The sequence below is a fragment of the Pseudoalteromonas sp. GB43 genome (assembly GCF_054923805.1).
Window position 1 is genome coordinate 3,171,328 of record NZ_JBPCHJ010000001.1, and the last position, 16,807, is coordinate 3,188,134.

General features: G+C 41.6%; 13 protein-coding genes, 4 tRNA genes and 2 pseudogenes. 4 read left to right on the forward strand and 15 right to left on the reverse strand.

The window, feature by feature from the left end; genetic code table 11:
- Positions 1 to 31: 31 nt before the first annotated feature.
- From ACRWSG_RS15155 to ACRWSG_RS15205, 11 genes and pseudogenes are all read right to left on the reverse strand, one after another.
- Entirely contained in the window at positions 32 to 730 is a 699-nt protein-coding gene (locus ACRWSG_RS15155; protein ID WP_054553694.1) for an electron transport complex subunit E, read from the reverse strand.
- A complete protein-coding gene (rsxG, locus tag ACRWSG_RS15160; protein ID WP_166339690.1) occupies positions 730 to 1,365 on the reverse strand; it encodes an electron transport complex subunit RsxG in 636 nt (211 codons plus the stop codon). Before rsxG ends, ACRWSG_RS15155 begins: the two co-directional genes overlap by 1 nt.
- Positions 1,365 to 2,420, reverse strand: a complete 1,056-nt coding sequence (gene rsxD, locus ACRWSG_RS15165; RefSeq protein WP_462166638.1) for an electron transport complex subunit RsxD — start codon at positions 2,418 to 2,420, stop codon at positions 1,365 to 1,367. Before rsxD ends, rsxG begins: the two co-directional genes overlap by 1 nt.
- Positions 2,417 to 4,933 carry an electron transport complex subunit RsxC gene (gene rsxC, locus ACRWSG_RS15170; RefSeq protein WP_462166639.1) on the reverse strand — a complete coding sequence of 839 codons (2,517 nt, stop codon included), beginning with the start codon at positions 4,931 to 4,933 and terminating at the stop codon, positions 2,417 to 2,419. Before rsxC ends, rsxD begins: the two co-directional genes overlap by 4 nt.
- An 8-nt stretch (positions 4,934 to 4,941) precedes the next feature.
- Positions 4,942 to 5,496 (reverse strand): electron transport complex subunit RsxB, encoded by a 555-nt coding sequence (gene rsxB, locus ACRWSG_RS15175; protein WP_462166640.1) that lies wholly within the window; start codon positions 5,494 to 5,496, stop codon positions 4,942 to 4,944.
- A 1-nt stretch (position 5,497) separates the two neighbouring features.
- A complete protein-coding gene (rsxA, locus tag ACRWSG_RS15180; protein ID WP_054553689.1) occupies positions 5,498 to 6,079 on the reverse strand; it encodes an electron transport complex subunit RsxA in 582 nt (193 codons plus the stop codon).
- Between the two features lie 438 nt (positions 6,080 to 6,517).
- Positions 6,518 to 8,462, reverse strand: a pseudogene (locus ACRWSG_RS15185) (EAL domain-containing protein).
- Positions 8,463 to 8,647: 185 nt separating this feature from the next.
- Positions 8,648 to 8,724 (reverse strand) — tRNA-Asn (locus ACRWSG_RS15190).
- Between the two features lie 29 nt (positions 8,725 to 8,753).
- Positions 8,754 to 8,830: transfer RNA gene (locus ACRWSG_RS15195), tRNA-Asn, on the reverse strand.
- Between the two features lie 19 nt (positions 8,831 to 8,849).
- Positions 8,850 to 8,926 (reverse strand) — tRNA-Asn (locus ACRWSG_RS15200).
- A 21-nt stretch (positions 8,927 to 8,947) separates the two neighbouring features.
- A tRNA-Asn gene (locus ACRWSG_RS15205) sits at positions 8,948 to 9,024 on the reverse strand.
- 1,064 nt (positions 9,025 to 10,088) lie between these two features.
- Between ACRWSG_RS15205 and ACRWSG_RS15210 the strand changes: the two genes are divergently transcribed.
- From ACRWSG_RS15210 to ACRWSG_RS15225, 4 genes are read left to right on the forward strand one after another with little or no spacing between them, the layout of a single operon-like run.
- Positions 10,089 to 11,468 (forward strand): MATE family efflux transporter, encoded by a 1,380-nt coding sequence (locus tag ACRWSG_RS15210; protein ID WP_462166641.1) that lies wholly within the window; start codon positions 10,089 to 10,091, stop codon positions 11,466 to 11,468.
- The gene (gene uvrB, locus ACRWSG_RS15215; RefSeq protein WP_054553686.1) at positions 11,465 to 13,459 is read left to right on the forward strand and encodes an excinuclease ABC subunit UvrB; all 1,995 of its coding nucleotides are present in this window, start codon (positions 11,465 to 11,467) and stop codon (positions 13,457 to 13,459) included. Before ACRWSG_RS15210 ends, uvrB begins: the two co-directional genes overlap by 4 nt.
- A 5-nt stretch (positions 13,460 to 13,464) precedes the next feature.
- The gene (locus ACRWSG_RS15220; protein WP_462166959.1) at positions 13,465 to 14,394 is read left to right on the forward strand and encodes a class I SAM-dependent methyltransferase; all 930 of its coding nucleotides are present in this window, start codon (positions 13,465 to 13,467) and stop codon (positions 14,392 to 14,394) included.
- Positions 14,394 to 15,050 carry a tRNA (adenine(22)-N(1))-methyltransferase gene (locus ACRWSG_RS15225; protein WP_199529077.1) on the forward strand — a complete coding sequence of 219 codons (657 nt, stop codon included), beginning with the start codon at positions 14,394 to 14,396 and terminating at the stop codon, positions 15,048 to 15,050. Before ACRWSG_RS15220 ends, ACRWSG_RS15225 begins: the two co-directional genes overlap by 1 nt.
- Positions 15,051 to 15,065: 15 nt before the next feature.
- Here ACRWSG_RS15225 and ACRWSG_RS15230 read toward each other — a convergent pair whose 3' ends face one another.
- The 4 genes and pseudogenes from ACRWSG_RS15230 to ACRWSG_RS15245 all read right to left on the reverse strand — a co-directional run bounded on the left by ACRWSG_RS15230 (position 15,066) and on the right by ACRWSG_RS15245 (position 16,768).
- Positions 15,066 to 15,308: a hypothetical protein gene (locus ACRWSG_RS15230; RefSeq protein WP_054553683.1), complete on the reverse strand. Its 243-nt coding sequence runs from the start codon at positions 15,306 to 15,308 to the stop codon at positions 15,066 to 15,068.
- Between the two features lie 71 nt (positions 15,309 to 15,379).
- Positions 15,380 to 16,268: pseudogene (locus tag ACRWSG_RS15235) on the reverse strand (DMT family transporter).
- Positions 16,269 to 16,340: 72 nt separating this feature from the next.
- Positions 16,341 to 16,499: a YbaM family protein gene (locus tag ACRWSG_RS15240; protein ID WP_082389283.1), complete on the reverse strand. Its 159-nt coding sequence runs from the start codon at positions 16,497 to 16,499 to the stop codon at positions 16,341 to 16,343.
- A complete protein-coding gene (locus ACRWSG_RS15245) occupies positions 16,496 to 16,768 on the reverse strand; it encodes a late competence development ComFB family protein (RefSeq protein WP_138602087.1) in 273 nt (90 codons plus the stop codon). Before ACRWSG_RS15245 ends, ACRWSG_RS15240 begins: the two co-directional genes overlap by 4 nt.
- Between the last annotated feature and the right edge of the window lie 39 nt (positions 16,769 to 16,807).

The window sequence follows — 16,807 nt, forward strand, 5'->3', positions numbered from 1 at the left end:
TAAAGCACGCAGTGACGGTGCGTGCTCTCCTTTAAGTTAAACTTGTTACTCGGGCTCTAGGGCCTTTTTCTGCTTCTGGAGTAACAACTTGCTTAGATTTTATTTGTGTATCAATGACATTTTTTGCAGCAATCAATAAACCAAGCCCTAAAAAGGCACCCGGTGGTAAAATTGCTAATAAAAATTGGTTATCAAAACTGAATACTTCAATTCGAAGTGCAGCAGCCCATGGCCCTAATAATAAATCGGCGCCATCAAATAGCGTACCTTGACCAATAAGCTCTCGCATTGCCCCTAGCACCACTAAAACTAACATAAAGCCAAGTCCCATCATCAGGCCGTCAAAGGCTGAAAGTGGCACCGTATTTTTAGAGGCGAATGCTTCTGCACGACCGATAATGGCACAGTTGGTAACAATAAGTGGAATAAAAATCCCCAATGATTGATAAAGCCCAAATGTATAGGCATTCATCATTAGCTGCACGATGGTTACAAAGCCTGCGATGATCATCACAAAAACAGGAATACGAATATCTTTAGGCACCCAGTTACGCACAATTGAAACAGTAACGTTTGAGCCAACCAGTACTAATAAAGTTGCTAAACCTAGGCCTAATGCATTGGTAATCGTAGAAGTAACAGCAAGTAGCGGGCATAAGCCTAATAACTGCACAAGGGCAGGGTTATTAGCCCACATACCATCTTTAAATAAAGTTTTAACTTGGCTCATTACTTGGCTCCTTGACAGATGTTTGGTGCAGCAAACAAGTTATCAAATTCAGCTTGGGCAAACAGCACAGCTTGTTTAACTGAGCCGACAACCGCACGCGGTGTAATGGTTGCACCTGTAAATTGATCAAATTGGCCACCATCTTTTTTAACAGCCCAGCGGCTGTCATCGTCAGAAAGTACACTTTGGCCTTTGAAAAGGGTGATCCAGTCTGATTTTTTGACCTCAACTTTATCGCCAAGGCCCGGTGTTTCTTCGTGCTTAGTGACACGAACACCCGCTATTTCACCATTAGCAAAAACCGCTGTTAATAAGTTGATGTCGCCGCTATAACCACTTGGTGTTACATGGCGCATTACTAAAGCGTAAGGCTTATTGTCTTTGTAGGCACGATAAATAACTTGCTCTGGGCGTGGCCCTAAGCGCTCATCGGTGATCACGACACAATCTTTGTATAGTTGATTGTCATAATGATGGGCATCAAGTACTTGTTGCAGCTGCTCTGCAAGTTGTTGCTTTTCTTGCTCTTCAATACGCTCAGCAGTCAGGCTATGAGTCAGGGCTACAGTGCCTGTGGTAATGAGCGCAAATGCTGTAAGAATAGCGCCGTTTTTAGTCATTGAGGAAAGGATCATTATTTCATCCCATGGCCGTAAGTACGTGGTTGCGTGTAGTAATCAATTAAAGGCACCGCCATATTTAACAGCAATACACTAAATGCCACTGCATCAGGATAACCACCGAAAGTACGAATTAAGTAAACAAGTAGACCAATTAACGCACCGTAAATTAAACGGCCTCTATTCGTTGTTGATGCAGAAACAGGATCGGTAGCAATAAAGAATGCCCCTAACATGGTCGCACCACTGAATAAGTGAAATACCACGCCCGGCTCTGTGCCCGGGGCTGCAATGTAACCAATACCACTGCACACGGCCAATGAGGCTAAAAAGCTAACAGGGATATGCCAATTAATGATGTTAGCTTTTAATAAATAAAGACCACCCACTAAAAAGCCGAGGTTAACCCAGCCCCAGCCAAGACCAAACCAGTCATTAAAAAGAGGCTTACTCATACTCTCAGCCACCGTTAAGTGATGGGCGACATCTGTTTTAACGGTATCAAGTGGTGTTGCCATGGTTGTGCCATCAATTGCTACACGTAATTGATCGACACTAAATCCAGCGCTGGTAAAACCATTGAAAATAACAGACAGTTGCTGTGAGAAGCTTATCGGAGATGCAAGTAAACCACTCACAGGTAACCAGCTGGTCATTTGCACCGGAAACGATACAAGTAGTAATACATAAGCTGCCATAGCAGGGTTAAATAAGTTAAAGCCAAGGCCACCATAAAGCTGTTTTACAATAACAATTGCAAAGAGACAGCCAATTACGATGATCCACCAAGGCGCTAAAGGCGGAATACTCAACGCCAGTAATACGCCTGTTAACCACGCACTACCATCACTGAGTGTTGGCCAAACTTTGCGTTTACGAAGCAGCAATACAGCAGCTTCACAGGCGCTAACAGTAATCAGCGCGAGAACTAGCTGAATTAACACAGCGCTACCAAAGAAGAAAACCTGCGCAATTAAGCCTGGAATACACGCAGCAATCACTGTCATCATTAATCGGCTTAATGATTTATGGCTATGATTATGCGGCGAACTCGCCATGGTTAGTTTCATGACTTATCGTTTCCTTCTTGTTGTAACTTTTTCGCTTTAGCTCTTGCAATGGCTCGAGCGACCGCTGCTTTTTTCTTATCTTCGCTAGACTCAGGTTCATCAACCTGCTGTTTTGAATCATCCGTATCGCTTGTATCATCAAGTTGTTCTGATGATTCGTCACTCTGCGCTTGCTCTTTAGCGGCCTTTTTCGCTTTGGCTCGAGCTATGGCAGCTGCAACAGCGGCTTTTTTCTTATCTTCGCTAGATTCAGGAGCATCAGACTGCGGCTTAGCATCTGCCTCATCATTTGAATCATTTATTTGCTCTGAAGAATCGTCACTCTGCGCTTGCTCTTTAGCGGCTTTTTTGGCTTTAGCACGGGCGATTGCAGCGGCAACAGCGGCTTTTTTGTCATCAACTGGCGCGCTATCTTCTTCAGCCTCAGTTTGATTCTCAGCAGCTTGCGCCGCTTTTTTCGCTTTAGCACGGGCGATAGCAGCGGCAACAGCGGCTTTTTTATCATCAACTGGCGCGCTATCTTCTTCAGCTTGATTTTCAGCAGCTTGCGCGGCTTTTTTCGCTTTAGCACGAGCGATTGCAGCAGCAACAGCGGCTTTTTTGTCATCAACAGGTGCGCTATCAGCTTCAGCTTGATTTTCAGCAGCTTGCGCTGCTTTTTTCGCTTTAGCACGAGCGATAGCAGCTGCAACAGCAGCTTTTTTGTCATCTTTTGGCGCAGCGTCAGTTTCAGCAGAAGCGTTTTCTTTTGTAGCTTGTGCGGCTTTTTTCGCTTTAGCGCGGGCAATAGCGGCAGCAACAGCAGACTTTTTATCGTCTTTATCGACGCCTTCTTCACCTTGCTCTAGTGCTTTTTGCTCTTTGTATTTACGTGCTTGTTCTTTACGTGCTGCACGCTCTTTAGCCACTTCAGAGTTATCAGGCTCAATCTCTGCACCTTGCTTTTTCGCTTTCGCACGGGCAATAGCTGCAGCGACAGCTGACTTGCTGTCTTTATCATCAGATTTAGCTTTAACTCGGGCGAGTGCATCAGCCACTTTTTGTTTTTCGCCATCTGACTTAGCAGCCGGCTTGCGTTTGTGGCGGTTTTGACGCTCTTCTTGTTCGCGCTCTAAGCGCTCTTTACGTGCTTCAAAACGCTCTTTTGCTCGCTCTGCTTTGATTTGCTCTGCTTGCTGCTCTTTGATTTCAGCTTTAGCAACACGATAGTACTGCACCAAGGGTATTTCGCTTGGGCAAACATAAGCACAGGCGCCACATTCAATACAATCAAATAAATTGTGCTCGTTGAGTTTGTCGTATTCTTTAGACTTGGCAAACCATTGCAATTGCTGAGGTAACAATGATGCAGGGCAGGCGTCAGCACAGGCACTACAACGAATACAGGCTTTTTCATCACCCGGCTCAGCAAGTTCTTGGTGATCTGGCGCTAAAATACAGTTTGTCGTTTTAACGACACCAATACGCACGGTTGGCAGGGTAAAGCCCATCATTGGACCGCCCATAACCACACGTTGCTGTGGAACCGGAGAAAAGCCTTGGCAGTCTAATAAATGTTTAATTTCAGTGCCTAGTAAAGCCCACACATTACCTTGTTTATGAATGGTGTTACCGGTTACCGTTACTACACGCTCTATAAGAGGCTTACCTTCATGTACGGCTTGATTTACCGCAAACAAAGTACCGACATTTTGCACCAACATACCAATATCGGCAGGAATACTGCCATTTGGGACTTCTTTGCCTGTTAGCAGTTTAATTAGCTGCTTTTCACCGCCAGAAGGATAAACCGTTGGCACTGTTTGCACTATGATGCTGTCGTTATGTTGTGCAGCTTGTTTCATGGCAGCAATAGCATCGGGCTTATTATCTTCAATACCAATAATTGTCAGCTGTGGACTTAACAGCTGCTGCATTAATTCAATACCGGCAATTATACCATCGGCATGTTCGCGCATTAGCATGTCATCAGCGGTGATATAAGGTTCACACTCAACGGCATTAACAATTAAAAACTCGATGGCTTTACGGGTATCTGCTTTTACATAGGTTGGGAAACCTGCGCCGCCCATACCTGCGATACCACTTTGATGAATAATATCAACAAGCTCATCATGGGAAAGAGTTTTGGCATCAGTTACAGGATTAAGCTCGCACCAGTTATCTTCACCATCAGGTTCAATAATAACGCTAAGTTCAGGCAACGCCGACGGGTGAGCAGAGGGCATTGGGCAAATATCGCTGATCAACCCTGATGTTGGCGCGTGCACAGGCACAGACCAATTGCCGCTTGGTTTAGTTAATGCTTGGCCTTTTAAAACCTGCTGGCCTTTTTCAACAATAAGTTTACCGTTAGCACCAATATGTTGTTTTAGAGATACAACGAGCTTGTCTGGTAGTGGCAGTCTTGCAATGGCTTGTGTTGTTGATTGCAGCTTTTGACCCGGTGGGTGAATGCCCCCAGGTATAGACCACACTTTGCCTTGTTTAATTTGATCTATTAACTTTTCCATCTGTGCTCCTAATCTACCTGAGTCACAGGGATTGCGTTTAATTGCCATTTCCAGGTTTGTTTGGTTTCTTTTACAGGCAGCATATCAATACAGTCTACAGGGCATGGTTCAACACATAAGTCACAACCGGTACATTCATCGATTAATACAGTGTGCATTTGGCGAGTTGCGCCAACGATGGCATCAACAGGGCAGGCTTGAATACATTTGGTACAGCCAATACATTCATCTTCACGAATATAGGCAACGGTTTTAACAGGATCTGCTTGCTCACCGCCTGCCAGCGGTTTTGCTTCTACACCCATTAAATCAGCGAGTTTTTTTACCGTGGCTTCGCCGCCTGGCGGGCACTTATTGATTTCGTCACCATTGGCAATTGCTTCTGCATAGGGACGACAGCCAGGGTAGCCACATTGGCCACACTGTGTTTGCGGTAAAATGGTATCAATTTGGTCAACAATAGGGTTACTCTCAACGCGAAAACGCACGGCGGCAAAACCTAAAATTAAACCAAATATTAGCGCTAATGAACCTAACGCTATAAAAGCATAAAACAAGGTCATATTAAAACTTCACTAATCCTGTAAAACCCATAAAGGCCATCGACATAAGGCCTGCGGTGATCATCGCAATTGAAGCACCCTTAAAAGGAGCAGGGACATCAGCCGCAGCTAAACGCTCACGTAATGCGGCAAACAGTATTAACACCATAGAGAAACCCACTGCGGCACCAAAGCCATACACGGCCGATTGTAAGAATGAGTGGTCTTCTTTGATATTAAGTAGGGCAACACCTAAAACAGCACAGTTAGTGGTAATAAGCGGTAAGAAAATCCCTAATAAGCGATAAAGTGTCGGGCTGGTTTTTCTCACCACCATTTCGGTAAATTGCACGACAACAGCGATAACCAAAATAAAGCTCATGGTACGCAAAAATTCGATATCCAGCGGGATCAAAATATAATGATTCACCAGATAACTGGTCACGGAGGCAAGTGTAAGTACAAAGGTTGTGGCTAAAGACATACCAATCGCGGTATCTAACTTACCCGATACACCCATAAACGGGCATAAACCTAAGAATTGAACTAAAACGAAGTTGTTGACTAGCACAGTGCCAATCAATAACAAGACATACTCTGTCATGCGTGCCTCACGAGAATAAAAACGGCTCTATTATCCTTTTTTATGGGGGCCGATACAACACATGAGGGACGAATAGCTAAAATTAACAAAGCTGTTTACGATTAAAGTGTTAAAGCAAAGTTAATATACCCAAACCACATCAAGATGCGAGTTTCAGTTGGAATTAAAAGCGATTTAGGCAAGGCATTGATTGCAAATAATAGTGGTTCTATTGTTAAAATCAATAACGCAGTATAAATCGCTTTTAAACCAACCCTTTGGGCGTTTCACAGGCACTTACTCTCATCGTTGTTACTTCTTAAAAGGGACTGCCATTCCTGCAAAGTAACGCCTTGATATTAAGCACCTGTGAAACGCTGAATTCTGCATCTTGAGGTGGCTTGGGTATAGCTGGAATAGGCCCAAAAATAGTAAGGTTTTTTGGGCCTTAAAGAGGGGTTAGATATCTTTTGGCTTTTCGATGTAATAGCCTTGCACACCATCTAAACACAGTGTTTCGATGATGTGTTTTTCTTCTTGGCTTTCGACGCCTTCAGCAAATACACTCACACCAATACGATGAGCAAGAATCAACCATTAAACGCATAAAGTATTGGTTGTTTTTATCTTCTTCAAGGCCGCGGGTGTAGCTTGCGTCCATTTTGATAAAGTCTGGTTTTAAGTCTCTAAAGAATTTAAATGACGTTAAACCCACACCAAAACGCTCTACGGTAATACGTGCACCCACGCGGTGTACCATATCGATAAAGCGTTTACTTGCTTTAATGTTTTGTTGTAATCCAAACTCGCTGACTTCAAATATAAGCTTAGAGGCGATATTGCTGTCTTTAAGTAATCGGCGCTCTAACCAGATCACAAATTGATCATTGTGAGCGCTTGATGCAGTAACATTAATACCAAAGAATTTTTCAGAGAAATTACGCGTTTTAACCTTCTCTAAAGTGGTATCGATAATTAAACGGTCAATTTCCATTGCCATTTCTAGCTTTTCTGCCATTGCAAGAAAAGAGGCCGTTGGCAGCATTTGGTTTTCTGCAGTTTTGAAACGAACTTGGATCTCAGCATAGGCTTTAACACTTTTACCTATTGGCATAATGTTCTGCATAACCAAGTGCACACGTTTCGATTCGATCACTTCGGTAATGACTTTACGCCAGTTTTGGTTACCAAAACCTGCGCTGGCGTTATTAACTAAATCAGTTTCACGCTGTACATGCCATGCATTTGCTTGTTTTGATTGCGCCATGCTCATTGCATTATCAACAATTGATAATAACTCACCAAGCGGCTTACCTTTTTCGTAGCCAACTATACCTGTGTTAGCAACTGAGCTTAATTCTTGGTTTTGCTGATACTGAGTAAAACGCGATTGTAAGTTATCGCCAAAGCGTTCAGCTTCTTTAAGTGGGGTATTAGGCAGTACCACAGCAAAATCAGAACTATTTAAACGAAAAACCTGACTGCCTGTATAGGTGCCGCTAATATGTTTAATAATATCGGCCACACCTTTTACGTATTCATCACCTTTTTGGTAACCACGTGTTTGGTTTATTGTTTGTAGCTCACTACAACGCACCATAGCAAGTGAACCAAAGGTGCTTTTTTCTGCATTCTCAATATTTTTTTCGTAATACTCTACAAACATATTACGATTGCCAAGGTTAGTGACTACATCTTTATAGGCTTCTTTTTTAATACTTAGCGCATTATTTTGAATATCATCGTGTTTAGTTTGTAAAAAGTGTGACAGACGATTGAACGAAGGAATTAAATCTTTGCTTAGCTTCTTTAATCTTGAAGTGTCCATAGCTTGTTCAATATCGTCGCTTACTTGATTCTGATTTATGTATATATCGACAATATCAGCAACTGTTGTGCTTATTTTTCTGTTTAAGCGACGGAACATACTGTTCATATAAATAATTGGTAATAATGCAATCAATCCAGATATCAAAATGACAATAAACATCGCTTGTTGCAGCAGAGTTGCTAGGTTATGAGCATTGATCGTAAATTCAATTTTTATGTCAGATGTCTGGTTCACTGCAAATTGAGGCCGGATAGAGTTAAATGAATTATTAACTAATTCAGCAAACAAGGGGAGGGGCTGACTAGACTCTATCATTGTAACAACTTTGCCAGTTTGATCGCGGATTACAAATTTAGAAAAAGTACTGCCATCAGAAAGTGCTTGCCTAAGTTTCTCAGGTGCCAGCTGTTCAATAGTTTGTGAGTTTATATAGGCATTAACTACACGCTGTGCTTTTTGCTGGGCATCACTTACTGCACTGTCAAAACTAATTGCAATAAAATATCCGCCTAATAATGCGAATAGTAGCCAAGAAATAAGTTGTACGAATATGAGTTTTTTAAAACCAGCCATGTTTCTTATCTTTTAAAAGCCTAAAAGGAAGGAATCAATTCCTTGATTGATCGGTTTAATAATAGTGAATTCTATTTTGTATCAAAGCATATAAATAACTTACACTAGAGTAGTGTATAAGCGCTGGAAAGTCTAATACAATCGGTGAGGCAAAAAAGAGATAAAATTTAATATATTCGTAGAGTTGGCTCCCCCTCCCCGACTCGAACGGGGGACCTGCGGATTAACAGTCCGTCGCTCTAACCAACTGAGCTAAGGGGGAACTAAATAGAGTAGTGCGGTGCTATGATTTGGCTCCCCCTCCCCGACTCGAACGGGGGACCTGCGGATTAACAGTCCGTCGCTCTAACCAACTGAGCTAAGGGGGAACAATCATATTCATAAACTTGGCTCCCCCTCCCCGACTCGAACGGGGGACCTGCGGATTAACAGTCCGTCGCTCTAACCAACTGAGCTAAGGGGGAATCGTTTATGATTGAAAAACTTGGCTCCCCCTCCCCGACTCGAACGGGGGACCTGCGGATTAACAGTCCGTCGCTCTAACCAACTGAGCTAAGGGGGAAGCGTCATGCCTTTCAACGGGGCGAAATATTAATGACAGCATTGCAAAGTGTCAACATAAAAACTTCATAAATTCAAAAAAGAAGCTTATTCGATGTTTTTATGTTCGATCTGAGCAAAATGTAGCTGAAAAGCGCAGCGTTTTTTATTTTTTAGAAGACTAGCTATGTCGAAAAGATGACTTTTTTGCATTCTTTTTGAGCAGTAGTACCAAATTGAAAATATAAAAAACCATTCTTTGTTCAGATATTCTCTATTAAAGTGAGGAAATCATCACTTATGCAATAATTTCTTGTGATTGAGAAAATCAAACCTAAGAGTTTTTATTAGGCCATCCTTAGGTGTTATTTTTTTCTTGTATTTTTTTACTACAGATGGCGAATATTCCATCTTTTTTTATGAAGCACATCGACATCATTGTTTGTCGAGGATGACTAAATTTATTTTTAGGTATACATATCAGTTGGTTACTGAATAGTGTGTTGTCGTGTTTTATGTTTCATGCTGGCTTTCCATTAAGGGGAGAGCATTTTTTACACATTCTTTTCTAGAAGCTTACAAAAGGGTCAAAACGGGATACTTCACTATTATTCGTTTTATCAGTTTCAAGCTAGTCTTCAAAGCCTTTATATTTGCGGCTTCTAGAGAGTTATCCACGGTTTCTGTGGATAACTCTGTTTATTAAACTTTAAGAACAGCTATAGTACTAGGATTTTAGGGCGCTCCAGCAATTTCAAGTGTTTAATTAAGTTTTTTTAATTCATTTTAAATCAATGTGTTAGTGTTTTTATCTGAAGCGATGCTGAATTGATAAGTAAATTTATTCGTGACGATGAAATGATGCTATTTATTGTGTAAAAAAACAGCGAATAGTGCCATTTAATTGTAATAAAGCTATTAAATTTGTTTTTATATTGTTTTTTATAAGGGTTAGTGGTTATTTTTATGTCAAAGCGTCAAAAGTTATAGTTTTGTACATCGATTTTGATTCTGCGAATAAAGCATAGCTTGCAAGTGAAGGATGCTTTAAACTTATAGGCTCATATAAAGAGGCCAAGAATTCTTATGAGCGTGAAACCGCAGAGCAAAACTAAACCTGATCTTTTAAACTCCCCAATTCTGCCGACCTTAAAAAAAATGACCATTCCTATGATTTTCGGAATGATCACTCTTATGATGTTTAATTTAGTCGATACCTTCTTCATCAGTTTGTTAGGCACTGAGCCATTAGCCGCAGTAAGTTTTACTTTTCCAGTTACCTTTACTGTAATTAGTTTAGCAATCGGCTTAGGGATAGGTACCTCCGCAGTTATTGCTAAAGCACTCGGAAGTGATAATTTAGATGAAGCTCGTTTTGATGCCAGTATGTCATTATTGGTGTCGGTTGTAATGGTGTTTTGCCTTTCTGCCTTAGGTTATTTGTATATTGAGCCTATCTTTAAATTATTAGGCGCAGGTGAGCAAGTCTTGCCACTTATTCATGACTACATGAGCGTGTGGTTCATCGGCAGTGTATTTTTAATTACCCCTATGGTTGGCAATTCAGTGCTTAGAGCCAGCGGCGACACCAAAACGCCAAGTATTGTTATGGGTGGAGCGGGGCTGATAAATGCTATTTTAGATCCGGTACTAATTTTTGGTTTTGGGCCAATTCCAGCCTTAGGTATACAAGGGGCTGCTATTGCGAGTGTTATTGCTTGGGCGGTTGCAGTAATTATTATTTTATATATTCTGGCAATTAAGAACGGTTTGTTGAGCCTGCATGCTGGTCAGCAAACAGCAGTTAGTTCAGTTCGTAAAATTCTTAAAATAGGTTTACCGGCGGCAGGCGCAAATATGTTGACGCCAATAGCGATGGCGGTCATGACGGCATTAGTAGCTAAGCATGACCCTGAGGCGGTTGCAGCGTTTGGTGTAGGCAGTCGCATTGAATCTATCGCAAGCCTTGTGGTGCTTGCTTTATCAATGACCTTACCACCATTTGTAAGTCAAAACTTTGGGGCAGGTAAGTTTGAACGTGTTAAAGAAGCTTACTCAAAAACCTTGAAATTCGTGATGATTTGGCAGTTCGCTATTTATATTTTACTGCTGTTAACCTCTGGCTTTATCGCGGATGTATTTGGTAAAGAGCAAGCGGTAATGGATGTGATTAAGTTATTCATTTATATCTTACCACTGAGTTATGGCCTGCAGGGGGTGATTATTTTATCTAACTCTTCATTTAATGCCTTGCATAAACCAATGAATGCCCTGATTTTAAGTGTGGTACGTCTGTTTGTTTTTTATGTACCTTTTGCTTATATAGGCAGCGAAATTGCAGGTTTAACTGGTTTATTTATTGGTGCCGCGATTGGTAACTTATTTACTGCAATGGTTGCCTATAAATGGTTTATCAAAGAAGTTGATGGGTTAAGTGAGTCATATATGAAGGAGTGTCATTCATGAGCGACCATTTCCAATTAGTTTCTAAGTTTCAGCCAAGTGGTGACCAACCAACGGCCATTGCACAGTTAAAAGATGGCCTAGAGGCTGGGCTTGCACATCAAACATTATTAGGGGCTACAGGAACGGGTAAAACCTTCACCATGGCCAATATCATTAATGATTTGAATCGGCCAACCATTATTATGGCACACAACAAAACACTCGCTGCACAGCTTTACGGTGAAATGAAAGAGTTTTTCCCTCATAATGCGGTTGAGTATTTTGTATCTTATTATGATTATTACCAGCCAGAAGCCTACGTTGTTGCCAGCGATACCTTTATTGAAAAAGACGCGTCCATTAATGAGCACATTGAACAAATGCGTTTAAGTGCCACCAAAGCGCTGCTTGAACGACGTGATACCATTATTGTGGCTTCGGTGTCTGCTATTTATGGTTTGGGCGACCCTGACTCATACATGAAGATGATGCTTTTACTAAAAGTAGGTGAAACCGTCGATCAGCGCGATATGCTGCGTCGGCTTGCTGAATTGCAATATACACGCAATGATATTGAATTTAGCCGCGGTACTTATCGCGTACGTGGCGAAGTGGTCGATATATTTCCTGCTGAATCGGATACTTACGCTGTGCGTGTGGAGATGTTTGACGATGAAATTGAGCGCTTAAGTATTTTTGACCCGCTTACAGGAGCAGTTGAAAAGCATATTGTACGTGCGACTATTTATCCAAAAACCCACTATGTAACACCCCGTGAAAAAATTCTTGATGCCATTGATAAAATTAAAGATGAGCTTAAAGACCGCCGAGCTCAGTTACTCAGTGCCAACAAACTTGTGGAAGAGCAACGTATTGCTCAGCGCACCCAGTACGATATTGAAATGATGACCGAGCTTGGTTATTGCTCTGGCATCGAAAACTATTCGCGATACTTATCTGGCAGAACACCGGGCGATCCACCGCCGACATTATTAGATTACTTACCTGATGATGCATTGATGATTATTGATGAATCACACGTTACTGTGTCGCAAATTGGTGCTATGTATAAAGGCGATAGAAGCCGTAAAGAAAATCTTGTTGAGTATGGCTTTCGCTTGCCATCGGCGTTAGATAACCGCCCATTACGCTTTGAAGAATTTGAAGCCATTGCGCCGCAAACTATTTATGTGTCGGCAACACCTGGTGACTTTGAGCTTGAGCGCTCATCAGGGGAGGTTGCAGAGCAGGTCATTCGTCCAACCGGGCTTATTGATCCAGAAATTGAGGTACGCCCTGTGGGCACCCAGGTTGATGATTTGCTATCAGAAATATATAAACGAGTTGAAGTGAACGAACGGGTACTTGTGACCACGTTAACTAAGCGTATGGCAGAAGATTTAACTGACTATCTCAATGACCATGACGTAAAAGTACGCTATTTGCACTCAGACATCGACACTGTTGAACGGGTTGAAATTATCCGTGATTTACGTGCTGGCGTATTTGATGTGTTAGTGGGCATTAACTTATTGCGAGAAGGTCTCGACATGCCAGAAGTTTCACTGGTGGCGATACTTGATGCCGATAAAGAAGGTTTCTTACGTTCGACTCGTTCACTTATTCAAACCATAGGGCGTGCTGCGCGTCACTTAAATGGTAAAGCAATTCTGTATGGCGACCGCATCACTAATTCAATGCGACAAGCCATTGATGAAACAGACCGCCGCCGTGAAAAACAACAAGCTTATAACCTTGAACATGGTATTGAGCCACAAGCACTGGTTAAAAGTATTACCGACATTATGGATGTGGGCGAAGAAGCAAGCCCGAAAGACAACCTTAAGTTAGTGCGTAAAGAGTCTAAACAAGTGCTCAGCGCGAAAGATATTGCCAGCCAAATCAAAGCTCTTGAAGCGAAAATGCATGCTTATGCTAGCGATCTTGAGTTTGAAAAAGCGGCGTCTGTGCGTGATGAAATTCACGAATTACAACAACAGTTAATTAACTAAAGATGATGACAAACGATTTTTCTGCCATTTTAAATGCTTTAGCAGAGGCGCCACTTGCTGCTAATGAATTATGTCGTGTATTCCATGGCCGTGGTCACTCAGTCGCTGAGCTGAGCCACATAAACTTAGACTTTTATCCGCCAGCACTCTTTTTAGTTTCATATCAAGAGATAGATGAACAAGTACTTGCGCAATTAACTGATACCCTGTGGCAATGGGCACAACAGAATGCGCCAGCGCTTGTCAGTGCATTGGTTTACCAACAACGTAGCGGTATTAACACCCGCAACGCGCTTATGTATGGTGAATTACCCCAAGAGCACCATGTCAGTGAAAATGGTATTAAGTTTAAAGTCGATTTATTGAGTCGCCAAAATACTGGGATTTTCCCTGATATGCGCCGTGGCCGAGAGTTTGTTCAAGCTAATAGTAAAAATGCAAAAGTGCTCAACTTATTTTCATACACGTGTGGCTTCTCTGTTGCAGCAATGCAGGGTGGGGCAGACCAAGTTATTAATATGGACATGAATAAAGGGGTGTTGCGAACAGGTAAACAAAACCATCAGCTAAATGGTTTTGATCAAGGTGTGAGTTATTTCCCGCATGATATTTTAAAATCATTTGGTAAGCTTAAAAAATCAGCACCGTATGAATTGATCATCGTAGACCCACCGAGTTTTCAAAAAGGCAGCTTTATATTGACTAAGGATTATCAAAAAATCCTACGTCGTTTACCTGAGCTGCTAAATGAAAACACCCAGTTGTTACTGTGTGCAAATAGCCCTGAGCTTTCAGAGCAGGCGTTTAAAGAGTTAATTGCTGAGCATACCCAAGGGACAATTAGTTTTGTTGAGCGACTAACTCCTACTGATGGCTTTATTGAGGTTGACAGTGATCGCAGCTTAAAAGCGTTAGTCTATAAAACAGCAAACTAATGGCACTGAGTAAACGACTTTCAGCCATTGTAGATGTGGTTGATTCTGGGTATGACGAAATCTGGGATTGTTGCTGCGATCACGGTTTGTTAGGGATTGAGCTATTACAGCAAAATAAAGCCCAGCTTATACATTTCGTTGATATTGTGCCTGAGCTGATGCAGGTACTAAGTGAGAAACTCGAACGTTTTGCCACAAGTGAGCAACGCGGCCGTTGGCAGGTACATTGTCAAGATGTGGCAATGATTTCACCAGATCCTAAAAAGCGTCACCTTGTTATTATTGCTGGGGTGGGAGGTGAGTTATTAGTGCGATTTTTAGCGCGGATTGTTAGTCAACAACCAAATACGCATATTGACTTTATTGTGTGCCCTGTACATCACAGTTATCAAGTTCGCAGCTATTTGCAGACACTGCCATTGGGGCTCGTATCTGAGCAGTTGGTGTGTGAAAACAAACGATTTTATGAAGTTATTGCCATGAGTGCGTCTGCTTCGCAGTCGATCACTCGAGTTGGCCAGCAAATGTGGCAGCTAACAAGTAAAGAGCACCAAGCTTATCTGAAGCAATTATGTGCTCATTACCAACGTATGTTAAATCAAGACGCCGATTACTATCAGCCTGTGCTTGAACAATACAGTGCATTATTAACTTAATAAGAGCTAACTTAATTAGAGTTTATTAATTTCTTGTTTTACGCTGTAGCTTGAATCAGTAACAATGGCTTCGAGCGTTTGCACACGCTCTTTTAGCTCTACAAGCTCTTTTGTTACTGCAGCGACATGTTCGTTCGCTTCTTTGCTGTCTTTTAATGTTCGAGATTTAAATTCTAAATGTTTTTTATACATATCATAAATCACACCTGAACCCACAGAAATCAAGACAATCAATACCACCATGGTTGTCCCTGACATAGCACTCTCCTTATTATTTAAAAATTATGTATAGATTATAGCCTGATTTTTTAATTGCAAAGGTGATTCTGTTACAAGGTGTTTCGTTTTAAAAATGGCTTGATACGAATAAAGCCGGTGACCAGCATGGTACCCGCGATAACACACAATGCGCCAAGCAAGGTATTAGGTCCAATTTGCTCATCTAAAATTAAATTGCCCCAAACAATGCCAAATAATGGAATTAAAAAGGTAACAGTCAACGCAGAGGTTGGGCCAATGTCATCAATCAAACGGAAAAACAGGATATATGCCACCGCAGTACATAGCACACCGAGTGCCACCACACCAAGCATCACCTCATTACTTGGAATTTCTCTGGCAGGAATAACAAAAATAAGTGGTAGAACCATAATACTTGCCGCCCACATACTGCCATGGGCATTATCAAAAGCAGATAACTTAGGTGCATGTTTTGTGTAATGAGATGCAATGGCATAGCTGAGCGAGGCACACAATGCAGCTACAATTGCTGTGATTGCTTGCGTGTCGATAATCAGGCTATTTTGCCCTACTAAAATGGCTACGCCCGTTAAACCTAATAGCAAGCCAAGTAACATACTTTTGGTGGGTTTCGTTTTACTCCATACAATACCAACGATGGCACCCCAAATAGGGGTCGTTGAATTTAATATGGATAAGGTTGAGGCATTAATTGTCTGCGCTGCATAGGCAAACAATAAAAAGGGAAGGGCGGAATTAAGTGCGCCAATAATGAAAAAATGCTTTTTGTGGGTCGTGAAAGCGAGTTGCTTTCGTAAGTACATCGCAAAAATAAACAGTGTAATTGCAGCAAAGCCAACTCTTAACTCAATTAATACTGCAGGAATCTAAGCTATTCGCTGCCATGCGCATAAATAAGAAGGAAGCGCCCCAAATAGCAGCAAGGATGAATAAGCGTAATAAACTTGGCAATGACATGGTTTTACATTCTTGAATTATAAAACCTGAGCATAACAAATTTCTGCTCTAATACTCGCCATTTTCGGACTATTAATCGGTTGATTTTGGAAGTTTCTTTTCGAAATCAGACTTAACGATTTCTAAAGCTGCTAATACATCTTCGGCGGGGACATCGTTTTGCTCTAATAGCATAATAAGGTCAACAGCAATTTTAATATAGTTAGGCGCACCTTCTAACTCACTGCTCATTTTTGCAATTCCTTTTTCTTAGCGACTTGGCTGATCGCTACATCAATAGCTGTTTGCACTTGTTGCTCCATTCTAATACGTTCTTTTTGCGGTAAATAAAATTCCATATCGACATCGTAGCGAATGTAACGAGCAGGCAGTTGATTTAATACTGTGCAGCATAAATCTGCCATAACATCATCACTATAGGTCGCTTCTAAGTTTCGTTTTGAGATGTCTTCGACAACCAATTTTTCATAGTAATTATGAATGTCGTCATGCAATTTCATACAAAGTTAGCCTTATTTAAAAGTCACTTTTAGTGTATA